11 protein-coding genes are annotated in these 12,130 nt (G+C 70.7%); 5 read left to right on the top strand and 6 right to left on the bottom strand.

Features of this window, described 5'->3' with window-relative positions; all coding sequences use genetic code 11:
- Positions 1-239: 239 nt before the first annotated feature.
- Positions 240-1,001, bottom strand: a complete 762-nt coding sequence (locus tag PV343_RS07745) for a DeoR/GlpR family DNA-binding transcription regulator (protein ID WP_319146026.1) — start codon at positions 999-1,001, stop codon at positions 240-242.
- Positions 1,002-1,224: 223 nt separating this feature from the next.
- Between PV343_RS07745 and PV343_RS07740 the strand changes: the two genes are divergently transcribed.
- From PV343_RS07740 to PV343_RS07730, 3 genes are all read left to right on the top strand, one after another.
- Positions 1,225-2,874: a SpoIIE family protein phosphatase gene (locus PV343_RS07740; protein WP_319146025.1), complete on the top strand. Its 1,650-nt coding sequence runs from the start codon at positions 1,225-1,227 to the stop codon at positions 2,872-2,874.
- Between the two features lie 633 nt (positions 2,875-3,507).
- Positions 3,508-4,347 carry a hypothetical protein gene (locus PV343_RS07735; protein WP_319146024.1) on the top strand — a complete coding sequence of 280 codons (840 nt, stop codon included), beginning with the start codon at positions 3,508-3,510 and terminating at the stop codon, positions 4,345-4,347.
- A 102-nt stretch (positions 4,348-4,449) separates the two neighbouring features.
- The gene (locus tag PV343_RS07730; protein WP_319146023.1) at positions 4,450-5,115 is read left to right on the top strand and encodes a hypothetical protein; all 666 of its coding nucleotides are present in this window, start codon (positions 4,450-4,452) and stop codon (positions 5,113-5,115) included.
- 67 nt (positions 5,116-5,182) lie between these two features.
- Here PV343_RS07730 and PV343_RS07725 read toward each other — a convergent pair whose 3' ends face one another.
- Together PV343_RS07725 and PV343_RS07720 are read right to left on the bottom strand one after the other, a co-directional pair.
- Positions 5,183-5,728, bottom strand: coding sequence for a GNAT family N-acetyltransferase (locus PV343_RS07725; protein ID WP_319146022.1), 546 nt, complete (start codon positions 5,726-5,728; stop codon positions 5,183-5,185).
- A 216-nt stretch (positions 5,729-5,944) separates the two neighbouring features.
- The gene (locus tag PV343_RS07720; protein WP_319146021.1) at positions 5,945-6,433 is read right to left on the bottom strand and encodes a MarR family winged helix-turn-helix transcriptional regulator; all 489 of its coding nucleotides are present in this window, start codon (positions 6,431-6,433) and stop codon (positions 5,945-5,947) included.
- Between the two features lie 125 nt (positions 6,434-6,558).
- Between PV343_RS07720 and PV343_RS07715 the strand changes: the two genes are divergently transcribed.
- Positions 6,559-7,923, top strand: coding sequence for a pyridoxal phosphate-dependent decarboxylase family protein (locus PV343_RS07715; RefSeq protein WP_319146020.1), 1,365 nt, complete (start codon positions 6,559-6,561; stop codon positions 7,921-7,923).
- A gap of 214 nt (positions 7,924-8,137) precedes the next feature.
- On the opposite strand, the gene PV343_RS07710 is transcribed toward PV343_RS07715, so the two are convergent.
- Entirely contained in the window at positions 8,138-8,731 is a 594-nt protein-coding gene (locus tag PV343_RS07710; RefSeq protein ID WP_319146019.1) for a hypothetical protein, read from the bottom strand.
- A gap of 201 nt (positions 8,732-8,932) precedes the next feature.
- On the bottom strand, positions 8,933-9,136 hold the full coding sequence (locus PV343_RS07705; RefSeq protein WP_319146018.1) for a cold-shock protein: 204 nt from the start codon (positions 9,134-9,136) through the stop codon (positions 8,933-8,935).
- Positions 9,137-9,348: 212 nt separating this feature from the next.
- Between PV343_RS07705 and PV343_RS07700 the strand changes: the two genes are divergently transcribed.
- Positions 9,349-10,827 (top strand): aminotransferase class I/II-fold pyridoxal phosphate-dependent enzyme, encoded by a 1,479-nt coding sequence (locus tag PV343_RS07700; protein ID WP_319146017.1) that lies wholly within the window; start codon positions 9,349-9,351, stop codon positions 10,825-10,827.
- A gap of 56 nt (positions 10,828-10,883) precedes the next feature.
- On the opposite strand, the gene PV343_RS07695 is transcribed toward PV343_RS07700, so the two are convergent.
- A complete protein-coding gene (locus tag PV343_RS07695; RefSeq protein WP_319146016.1) occupies positions 10,884-11,897 on the bottom strand; it encodes a hypothetical protein in 1,014 nt (337 codons plus the stop codon).
- Positions 11,898-12,130: the final 233 nt, after the last annotated feature.

The following is a 12,130-nucleotide window of genomic DNA, read 5'->3' as shown; positions in this document are numbered from 1 at the left end:
CACCCAGGGCGGCACCCAGGGTGCCGGTAACGGCAACACCCAGGGCGGCACCCAGGGTGCCGGTAACGGCAACACCCAGGGCGGCACCCAGGGTGCCGGCAACGGCAACACCCAGGGCGGCACCCAGGGCGGCGGCTCCGGGAACACCCAGGGCGGCACCCAGGGCTGATCAGCTCATCACTGAAGGATCGGCGCCCCGCGGAGACACACTCCGCGGGGCACCAGCCTGCTCGCGGACGTCAGACGCTCTTGACGACCGTGCCTGCACCTTCGAGCGCGGCCACCGCGTCGGCCGGTGCCGCGGTGTCGGTGACGAGGGTGTGCAGGAGCGCAGAGGGGCCGACGTAGGCATGGGCGGTGCGGCCGAGCTTGCTGCTGTCCGTCGCGACGACGATGCGGCGGGCGGAGGCGATGATCGCCTTCTTCACCGCCGCGTCGTCGAGGTCGTACGCGGTCAGGCCCTCGGCCGCGCTCAGCCCGCAGCAGCCGACGATCGCGGTGTCGAAGCGCAGCGCGGCCAGTGAGGCGAGGGTGAGCGGGCCGGTCAGGGCCCCCTCGGCGGCGCGGGGCCGGCCGCCGGGCACCATCAGCGCGGCCGGGCCCGGGGGGTCGCTGAGCACATGGATGGCCTGCAAGGACAGGGGCATGACGGTCACGGGCCGTTGCCGCAGCAGCCGGGCCACCTCCACGCAGGTGGTACCGCTGTCCAGGACGACGGTCTCGCCGTCGGCGACGATCGAGGCCACCTCGGCCGCGATCCTGCGCTTGGCGTCGACGGCCTCACGGGACCGGAAGGCGAAGGGCGGCTCCTCGCCCCTGAGCAGCAGCGTGCGAGCCCCACCGCGGACACGTTCCAGGACCCCCTGCGCGGCCAGCCCGTCGAGGTCGCGCCGGATGGTCATCTCGGAGGCGCCGGTCAGCTCGGCGAGTTCCTGGACCGTGACACTGCCCGACTCCCTGACGGCCTGCGCGATCAGCGCGTGACGGTCTGCGTTGCTCATACGGTGATTGAACACCACCGGCCGCGATGGTCCTGCCGGCCGACGGTACGTACGTACCCGGCTGTTCCCCATGCCAGGCCCCTCGGACGTGGGGGACCGACAATGGTGCGAGATCATCGGGCCCGGCGGGGCACGGAGGAGCACAGGTGCCGGTGAGGTCGCCGTACGCGGGTACAGCGAAGCGGCAGACGGAGCCGTAGCAGTCGACCGCAGGAGGCGAGGCATGACAGGGCCGGATATGGCACTGGAGGCCATTGGGGCCGGTGCGTACGTCGTGGACGAACAGGGTCGCATCGTCGTGGCCAACGAGCGGGCCGAGCGCCTGCTGGGCCGCACCGCGGACGAACTCGTCGGCAAGGACGCCCACGACCTCCTGCACCGGGGGCCGCTCGGCCAGTCCCTGCCGGCGACACGGTGCAACATGCGGCAGGCCTTCCACGCCGGACGTCCGGCGCAGGGCAACGAGGACTACTTCGTCCGCGCCGACGGCTCGCTGCTGCCCATCTCGTGGCTCGTCACCCCGTACGGCCCCGGCGACCGCCCGTCCCACACCCTCGTCGTGTTCCACCCCGTGGAGCGCCCGGCCGCCGGGCCGGGACCGGGCGGCGCGGCCGAGCTGAGTGAGCTGGAGCGACTTGCGCTGCTGGCGGAGACCACGACTCAGCTGACCTCGACCCTGGACGTCGACGAGGCGCTGCGCCGGCTGGTCTCCCTCGTCCTGCCCAGACTGGCGGACTGGGTCGTCATCGACCTGATCACCGAACGCGACGAGGTGTGGCGTGCCTCCGTGGTCGAGGCCGACGGCGACCGGTTCGTGCACCACGCGGAGCTGGAGGGGCCGATGCCCCCGGTCCCCGAGACGTCTCCGCGGCCCCTGTCACGGGCCTTGCGCGGCGTCGCCTCCACCCTGGCCGGACCCGAGACCTATCAGGTCGCCCCGGATTCCGGCATCGCGGTCGAGCAGCGCCACCTCTTCGACGCCTCCGGTATGCATTCCGCCGCCATCGCGCCCATCAGAGGCGCCCGGGAGGTGCTGGGGGCGATGACCCTGGGCCGTACCCGGAAGCCGGGGAACTACACCGTCGCCGACCTGCCGCTGTTCGAGGACATCGCGCGCCGGGCCGGACTCGCGCTGGACAACGCCCGCCTCTACCAGCGCCAGCGCAAGGTCGCCGAGACGATGCAGAACCACCTGCTGCCGCAGATGCCGCGGGTACCCGGACTGCACATGACCGTCCGCTACCTGCCCGCCCCCGACGCCTCGCAGGTCGGCGGTGACTGGTACGACGCCTTCACGCTGTCCGACGGCGCCACCGCCCTGGCCGTCGGGGACGTCGTCGGCCACGACCTGGAGGCCGCCGCCGGCATGGCCCAGCTGCGGAACATGCTGCGCGCCTACGCCTGGGGCCACCACGAGCCCCCCAGCCGGATCGTCGAGCGCCTCGACGAGGCGATCATGCCCATCACCGACGTCGCCATGGCCACGCTCATCCTGGCCCGCATCACCCGCGACGACGGGCAGTGGCGACTGACCTGGACCAACGCGGGCCACCCGCCGCCCCTGCTCGTCACCCGCGACGGACTGGCCGAATACCTCACCGAAGGCCACGGTCTGCTGCTGGGCACCGGGGTCCACACCACCCGGCGCGACGCGACGGTGCCGCTGCCACCGGGCAGCACCGTCCTGCTGTACACCGACGGCCTCGTGGAGGTCCCCGGCCGCACGCTCGACGACGGCCTGAACCGCCTGCGGCAGCACGCCGCCGCCCTGGCCCACCGCCCGCTGTCGTCCTTCACCGACCAGCTCCTCGAACGCGTCCACCCACCCGGCCACGACGACGTCGCCCTGCTCGCCCTCCGGATCCCGTCGTAGCCGAGCCGAGCCGCGGCGCCGCCGGCCCCCCGCACTGCGCCGACCGGAGCGCCCCGGAGCCCGCAATGCCTCAGGAACGCTCTGGCCCGCCATGACCGCGGCGGTGACCGGCCTGGCCTGGCTCTACTGGGCGGCCGGCGGCCCCCTGGGTATCACCCGCCCGCGACGAGCGTCCGGCCGGCTGGCACATCATCGTCGGGGTCAGCGCCTGCCGGGCCCTGGTCACAGCCGCCGCTGCAGCGGCTCTCGTCAGGCGCCGGGCGACGCGGCTTCCCTATGCACTCCTGCTCGCGCTCGGCTGGCTGGGTTCGGGCTCCATGTTCGCCTGGAGGGGCTGGCGGCTGCCGGCCACTGTGTACGTCGCGCTGGCGCACCAGAGCGACGTCGTCTACCCGGAGAACGTCGGCCGTGGCCCTGCACGCCACGGCCGTACTGACTGACCGGAGCGGGAATCATACGGACGCTGGTACGGGGCGACCGTGACCGGACGAGCCCGTCCGCCGCCGGCCGCCGTCCCGTCGGCCGGCCCGCGTGAGCCGGGGTCCCTCACCGAAGGGCGCCAGACGACCGCCGGCGCGCCTGCCGGCCGGCGGTCAGGATGCGTTCAGGGGTCCGGTGGCACGGTCGCTGACCATGACCTTCGAGATGTCCAAGCCATCCGCGATCCCCGGGAGCGGCGAGCCCGCCACTCCCGCCGCGCGCCGCCCGCGCTGGAACAAGGTGCCGGAAGTCACCGCCTACTTCTGGATCATCAAGGTGCTGTGCACCACGGTCGGCGAGACCGCTGCCGACCTGCTGAACGAGAAGGCCGGCCTCGGCCTGACCGGTGTGTCGGTGCTCATGAGCGCGCTGCTGGCGGTGGTCCTCGTGGTGCAGTTCCGCACGAGGACGTACCGGCCGGGCGTGTACTGGCTCGCCGTGGCTCTGATCAGCGTCGTAGGCACCCTGATCAGCGACAACCTCACCGACAACTTGGGCGTGCCGCTGGAGACCAGCACGACGGTCTTCGCCGTCTTCCTGGCCGTCGTGTTCGCCGTCTGGTACCGGCGCGAACGCACCCTGTCCATCCACCACATCGACACCACGAGCCGCGAGTCCTTCTACTGGCTCGCGGTGCTGTTCACCTTCGCCCTGGGCACCGCCGCCGGTGACCTCGTCTCCGAACGCATGGACCTCGGGTACTGGCTGTCCGCCGTGCTGTTCGCGGCGGCCATCGCCGCCGTGGCCGTCGCACACTTCGCCCTCGGCCTGAACGCGGTGTGGAGCTTCTGGATCGCCTACGTCCTCACCCGCCCCCTCGGCGCGTCCATCGGCGACTACCTCTCGCAGCCGACGGGCGACGGTGGCGTCGGCCTGGGCACCGTGGTCACCAGCGCCCTGTTCCTCACCGTCATCCTTGCCCTGGTGGTCTACCTGGCCGTGACACGCAAGGACGTCACCGATCCGGAACAGGCCGCCCGGTACGCGGCCTGACCTGCCGACTCGTCCGACCGGGGCGGCCCGGACAGGCAGCGCCCGAGAGGGCTAGGGTGCTCATCGACCTGATCAACATTTTTCATATGGGGGTCGAGCGGCGTGAGCACGATTCTGTTCAACGTCACCACAGCGGCACTGCTGGTGCTGATGTTCAAGGCCGGCGTACTGCTCGTGGGCGAGGAGACGATCCGACGGCGGCCCTTTCCCTGGGCGGCCGCCGCTCTCACCGCCGTGGCGGTCGGAGCGGTGCTGCTCCAGGTGGTGTGGTCGGGTGCGATGGACGCACTGGACAGCGATCCCCGCAGGACCGGCTGGTGGCGCGTGGTGACGTCGGTGTTCATGCAGAACGGCGGCGTCCTCGGGGGCGCCTGGAACATCCTCACCCTCGCCGCGATCGCGGCACTGGCCCAGTGGTTCTGGCACTGGCCGCTGATGCTCGCGCTGTTCGCCGCCGGCATCCTGCTGCCCCAGCACATCGACGCCCTCTTCGGGGAGACCGCCCGCAGCACCGACCCGCGCGATTTCGCCGGCAGTTCCGGCGCGACCTACTTCCTCGCCGCCACCCTCGCGGCAGGCGTCATCCTGACCAGCACCGCCACCAAGGACCGCCTGCTCGCGGCGAGTGTCCCCGCGGCCGGCCTCGCCATGTGGCTCGCGCAGGACAACGGCCACGGCCTCGTGGCCTGTTACGGCTTCGCCCTCGGCCTGGCCGTCCTGACGCTCACCCGCCGCCTGACCCCCGGCCTGGTACCCGGCGACGGCTGAGCCCTCCCGGGAGGCGGCAGCGCAGCACGCACCCACAGACCGGTCCTGACCCCGCAGGTGGCCTCGATCAGCGCGGAGGGACCGACGACCACACGCCGAACCACTGCTCGGCGCCGTACTCCACGTAACGTCGCACCTCGCTGAACCCCAGCTTCGCCGCGAGGCGCATCGAGCGTTCGTTGGCGGTCCGGGTGGCGAGCTCGACCGGCTCACCGGGAAGCGCGTCGGCGAACCAGCCGAGCGCCGCCGCACACGCCTCGGCGGCGTACCCATGTCCCCATGCCTCCGGCAGGAGCAGGTAGCCGAGTTCGGCCTCCCCGGCGTCGGGACGGACCTTGCTCCGACGCTCCGCGTCACGCCGGTTGAGCTCGATCACGCCGATCATCGTCCCGCCGAGCTCGATCACGAAGAGGCCGCGACGCCGGCCGGGCACCTCGGGCACCAGGCGTTCGAGTTCATCGCGCGGTCGAGAGCCACCGGTGTAGGCGCCCACCTCCGGTGACGCGAACAACTCGACGAACCCCGCCCGGTCCCGGACCTCGGACTCACGAAGCACGAGCCGTTCGGTCCGTATCGGGGCAGGCGGCCAGGCGACGCGTCCCAGTTCAGTCATGGCGGCCAACGTAGCCGACTCCTGCGAGAGTTGCCCGGCCCCACCGAACCCCGCCCGGGCACTCGTCGAGTGGGGCCGACGCTCAGGTCCGCTAGCCCGGGCGGCACCACCGCCCGCCGGTAGCGTGCTGCCTGCCGGCGATCGACCGCTGACGGGGGGGCAGGGCCGGCGCAACCCTCGGGGGGGCAGGAGACCGTCAGCGACCCTCGGCGATCCTCACTGATCACCGTCACGCAGCGCCTTGTCGATCTGTCCCAGCGCGCTGGTCAGGTGCGCGTAGTCCTCGGCGGCCAGCGGCTTGACGAAGTACTCCTCCACCACGCGGCTGTGGACGGCCGCGGCACGCAGGAAGGCCGCACGGCCCTCGGCGGTCGGCTGGACGAACGCGACCCTCCGGTCTCCGGGCGAGGCGAGGCGCTGCACCAGGCCGGCGTCCTCCATGCGGTCGATCAAGCGGGTGGTGCCGCTGCTGGTGAGGGTGAGGTCGTCGGCGAGCTGCCGCTGGGAGACCTCCTCGTCGGGACGCCGGCAGAGCCGGATGAGCACCTCCAGCATGGTGTGGCTGATCCCGCACTCCTGCCGCAGGGCTGTGTCGATCCGCTGTTCCAGTCGGGTGGCGGACTTGATCAGCAGGCCGAAGTCCTGGACGAGCCGGCTGTTGGCGGCTCGGGCCGCGAGGTCGTCGTGCTGAGGCGTGGCGTTCATCGTCGCTGAGTTTACTGCCACCTCATCTACTGCTGTCTCAATCTCTGAGCAGTCAATTGCTGAGTAGTCAGCTAATCCCTAGGGTGGGGTCACGCGCCGACGAAGCAGAGGGAGAGGAGCAAGCCGTGGAGCTGCAGCACTGGCTGGGCCGGGCCACGCACGCGATACAGGACTGGGCCGGGACCTTCGGCCCCTACCAGCCTCACCCGGCACTACAGGTGGACGACGACCGATTCGCCACGGTCTTCGAGGAGTTCACCGGGCGACTGAAGGACAACTACCCCTTCTTCCACCCCCGTTACGCGGGCCAGATGCTCAAGCCGCCCCACCCCGCGGCCGTCGTGGGCTACCTCACCGCGATGCTGATCAACCCGAACAACCACGCCCTGGACGGCGGCCCCGCCACCGCTGCGATGGAGCGTGAGGCCGTCCAGCAACTGGCCGCGATGTTCGGCTACGACACCCACCTCGGCCATCTCACCACCAGCGGCACGATCGCCAACCTGGAAGCCCTGTTCGTCGCCCGCGAGCTGCACCCGGGGAAGGGCGTCGCCTACAGCACCGAGGCCCACTACACCCACGGCCGGATGTGCGGGGTCCTGGGCGTGGAGGGGTTCCCCGTACCCACCGACGACCTCGGCCGCATGGACCTCGCCGCGCTGGAGGAACTGCTGCGCGGCGGCAGGGTCGGCACCGTCGTGCTCACCGCAGGAACCACCGGCCTCGGCGCCGTCGAACCGGTCCACGAAGCCCTCGCCCTGCGCGAACGCCACGGCGTCCGGATCCACGTCGACGCCGCCTACGGCGGGTTCTTCACCCTGCTGGCCGGGGCGGAGGGCCCCGAGGGGCTGCCGGCCGAACCCTGGCGAGCCGTGGCCCAGGCCGATTCCATAGTGGTGGACCCGCACAAGCACGGTCTTCAGCCCTACGGCTGCGGCGCCGTCCTCTTCCGCGACCCCACCGTCGGCCGCTTCTACCTGCACGATTCGCCGTACACGTACTTCACCTCCGACGAGCTGCACCTGGGCGAGATCAGCCTGGAGTGCTCCCGTGCCGGCGCGGCCGCCGCCGCACTGTGGCTCACCTTCCAGTTGCTGCCGCCCACCCGCGACGGACTGGGGCGGGTACTGGCGGCCGGCCGGCGTGCCGCCCTGCACTGGGCCGAGCTGATCGAGCGGTCCGAGCACCTGGAGCTCTACCAGGCCCCGCAGCTCGACATCGTCAGCTACTTCCCGAAGGCCGGCCGGACGGCTCTCTCGGAGATCGACGCCGCCAGCAATCGCATCCTGCAGGAAGGCATGAACGACGGCCAGGACCCGGTCTTCCTCAGCACACTTCGCGTCGACGCCGACCGCTTCGCCGCCCTGCACCCCAAGGTCGTCACGGACGCCGACGGAGCACGCATCCTGCGCAGCGTCCTGATGAAGCCGGAATCCGAGACCTACGTGGAGCGCCTGCACGAGCGTCTGGAACAACTCGCCCGGGCCTGACCGCCATACGGTGCCGGGCGGGTGATGCGCCTCAGGTCGTACGGGCGTGATGCGCCTCAGGTAGTGCGGGCGTTGAAGTGGGCCTGTTCTCTCCGACGGGCCAACGACCGGCTGACCCGCACCTCCGCCGGTGGTGGACCGCCGCTCATCGCCTGAGATACGGCGGGGGCCGCCGGAAGCATGCGCTCCGGCGGCCCCTGGGGGTGTGCGTGGATTACGGCAGTGGCGTCATCATCTGCTCGTTGACCGTCTTGAACGTGTCGGCGATGATGCGGTCCGCCGTGTAGGCGATGTCCTCCGCGGCTTGCTTGGCGCCGGTCTGCGTCGCGCCCGTGACGGCGCCCTGCGTGTTGCCCGTGCCGCTCTGGGTTCCGCCCTGCGTGTTGCGGGTCCCGCTCTGCGTGCCGCCCTGGGTGTTGTTGGTGCCACCCTGCGTCCCGCCCTGGGTGTCCGTGTTGTGGGCACCGCCCTGGGTCCCGCCCTGGACGTTGCCGGTGCCGCCCTGCGCGCCGCCCTGGGTGTTCTTGGTGCCGCCCAGCATGGCGCTGTTCACGTTGCCGGTGCCGCCCTGGGTGATCCCGGCCCCGCCCTGCGTTCCGCCCGGGCCATTTCCAATATGAATATTATTGGTGTTGCCCTTCCCCTCGTTGGTGATATCCCCGTAAAAGCCGTTGTTAATGATAACGGTGCCCGCGACGGGGAGCGCGGTATCGCGGTGGGAATGTGCGGACGCCTGGCCTGCTGCGGTGCCGGTCAGCGTCATGGCGGCGGCGAAAGACAGAATGGTGTAGACGCCGGCTCGTTTCACGGACAGTCCTTTCGTGCGGTGAATAGGAGATACGAATTCCTTGCGGTCCAAAATGTCGCAACATCGCACTCCAAAACCACTCCGACACGGACGGTGTCACCCGTACAGAGCGCCTGGGCCGCGGCATCGACGCATCCCGGCATCGACGCACCCGCGGGGGCGGCCGCACGGCGGCACGCCCCCGCGGGGATGCTCGGACGCTCAGCCGCGCACGATGTTCTGAGCCTGCGGTCCCCTCTGCCCCTGTCCGATCTCGAAGGTGACGTGCTCGCCCTCGGTGAGCTCCCGGTATCCGCTGCCCTGGATCTCGGAGTAGTGCGCGAAGACGTCCGGGCCACCTCCGTCCTGGGCGATGAAGCCGTATCCCTTCTCGGAGTTGAACCACTTCACGGTGCCGCTGGCCATCGATCGATCCTTCGCTCATGCCGGGAGCGCCCCTTGCCTCGGGCCCGCTCCGGCTCCGTTTGCAGCAGGAGCCGACATCGTTCTACCCGAGGCGCCGCGGCCTGTCCGCCTCAGCGGACGGCGTGGCGCGGGGAAGGGCCCGGGTTGGGCTCCGGTGAGGCGTTCCGCCGGGGCGCTGCTTGAAGCCACCGCAGACGGGAACCAGTGCCGCCATGGCTGTTGACCACACCCGAGCCCCCGTTCTGGAAGCACTCGTCGAGTACCGTCGCAGCGGGCAGCTGTCCTTCACCCCGCCCGGGCACAAGCAGGCCCACGGCGCCGATCCGGCGGTGCGGGACGTGCTGGGGGACGCCGTGTTCCTCGGCGACGTGCTGGCCTCGGGCGGCCTCGACGACCGGCTCACCCGTGGGAAAGTGCTGGAACGGGCCGAGCGGTTGATGGCGGACGCCGTCCACGCCGAGCACACGTTCTTCACGACGTGCGGCAGCTCGCTGTCGGTCAAGGCGGCGATGCTGGCGGTCGCCGGACCGCACGAGAAACTGCTGATCGGCAGGGACGCCCACAAGTCGGTCGTGTCCGGGTTGGTGCTGGCCGGAATCGAGCCCGTCTGGGTCGAACCTCGCTGGGACGCGGAGCGGTCCCTCGCCCACCCGCCGGCGGCCGCCGACTTCGAGGCGGCCTTCCGGGCCCACCCGGAGGCGAAGGGCGCGCTGATCACCAGTCCTACTCCGTACGGCGCCTGCGCCGACCTGCGGTCGGTCGCCGACGTCTGCCACCGGCGCGGTCTGCCGCTCATCGTCGACGAGGCATGGGGCGCCCATCTGCCCTTCCATCCGGCCCTGCCGTCGTGGGCGATGGACGCGGGCGCCGACATCTGCGTCACCAGCATCCACAAGATGGGCAGCGGCCTGGAGCAGGGTTCCGTCTTCCACCTCCAGGGTGACCTCGTGCCGCCGGAGCTGCTGAAGACGCGGTCCGACCTGCTCAGCACCACCAGCCCCTCCGTCCTGATCTACGCGGGACTGGACGGCTGGCGCCGTCAGATGGCCCTGCGCGGCCCCGAGCTCATGGGCACCGCGATCGACCTCGCGGCAGAGGCCCGGTCGGCCATCGAAGAGATCGACGGCCTGCACGTCAACGACCGCGACGACTTCTGCGGACCAGGGCGAGCGGACGACTTCGATCCGCTACCGGTGATCATGGACGTATCGGCCCTGGACATCACCGGGTACCAGGCCGCCGACTGGCTGCGCGCCCATCGCGGGCTCGACGCGCACCTGGTGGACCACCGCCGTATCAGCGCCCAGATCACTCATGGGGACGACCCCGAGACGGCCGCCGAACTGGTCGGCGCCCTGAAGGCACTGGCGCAGGCCGCCGTCGGCATGGCACCCGGCCCGCGGGTGGACGTGCCCCCGCCGGGCGACCTGCGGATGGAGCAGGCCCGGCTGCCCCGGGACGCGTTCTTCGGGCCGGCGGAGCACGTACCGGTGGACGAGGCGGTGGGCCGTGTCGCGGCAGAAATGATCACCCCGTACCCGCCCGGCATCCCCGCCGTCCTGCCCGGCGAACGCCTCACCGAACCGGTACTGCGCTACCTGACCACCGGCAGGGAGGCGGGCATGAACCTGCCCGACGCCACCGACCCGAGCCTGGGCACGGTCAGGGTGGCCGCCTCGGCGGACGCCTGACGCGGCAGCCCGCCGAAGCGACTGCCCTCTGTCCTGCCGGGTGTGCGCCCAGGCGCTCAGGTGACGGCGAACCCGATGCTGACCGCGTTGGCGACGAGGTAGATCACGGTGGTGGTGATGGCCACGACCGTGTTGGTGCGCCGGACCAGGGCTCTCCTCTCGGTCTTGGACCAGCTCCACAGGATGTACGTCGTGCAGCCCACGCCGACCAGCGTGTACAGGAGGGTGGCCAGGTGGATCTGGTCGACCAGGGTGACGCCGAAGGAGGTGCCGGTGAGGCTGACGGCCCGCATGCTGACGACGACGCTGAAGAGGGAGGCGCCGAGAATGCCGAAACGCGCGCCGAGGACGGTGAGGAATTCGGGGGCCCAGATCCAGTAGGAGATGAAGGAGATCAGAAAACCGACGTAGGCGGGCCAGGCCTGTCGGATGAAGCCGGCCAGGTCGTCGCGTTCGAGCTTGAGGGCGATGACGAACTGGCTGTACTCGCTGTTCTTGCCGTGCGTGATACGTGGGTCGCCGAAAGAGGTCTGGTAGGTGTGGGTGACCACTCGGACGCCAAAGTCCTTGATCTTGAACCCTTCGAGGTTGATGGCGTGGTCATAGCCTGAGTCCGCGGTGTCGGCGGTGTAGCCGAACTGGGCGGAATTGAATTCCGAGTCCTCCACCTGGATCCGGACGTCCTGGCGGTCGAACGGATATTCGCTGAGGTCGAACTGCTGGCGGAACGTGCCGGAGACCTTCACCTGGGACCAGTACTCGTTGCCGACCTTCTCCACGGACCTGTCGCTCTGGGTGACCGTCGTGGCGTTGACGAACTCCAGACGGCGGGTGGCGTCGAGCGTGGCGCTCGGACACACGCTCCACAGCCAGAAGTCGGCGTTGATGGTCCGCGGGGAGACGTCCAGGCCGTAGAGGTCGGTGACATACGCGCCGACGCGGCAGGTGGGCGCGGCTGCGGCCGGGGAGACCGACAGTCCCGAAAGGGCCGTCAGCGCGACGGTGGAGAGCAAAAGGACGACCAGCCGCCGACGCACCCGGCCAGAGCATGGACGGTCGGACTTTCCCATGGCCTCAAAGTAGCTGAGCGTACCGAGTGATTTTCGGGATGACACACGCGCGGGAACCCCGAATTCGCGGGGCCGCCGGCCGAACGCCGGCGTCCTCCGGCCGGTGGGCCGATCGGGCGATGCGGGAGCCGCGGTGCTTTCCGGAGTCTGAAGACACCGAGGCACACCGGGGCACCTCCCCGAATGCCGAATGTCCCGAGGCGAAGGAGACAGATGATGATTCGCGACCGGCT

Source organism: Streptomyces sp. WI03-4A (assembly GCF_033792105.1).
Taxonomy (GTDB): Bacteria; Actinomycetota; Actinomycetes; order Streptomycetales; family Streptomycetaceae; genus Streptomyces; species Streptomyces collinus_A.
Note: the sequence above shows the minus strand (reverse complement) of the source record. Positions and strands in the feature narration are given on the sequence as shown.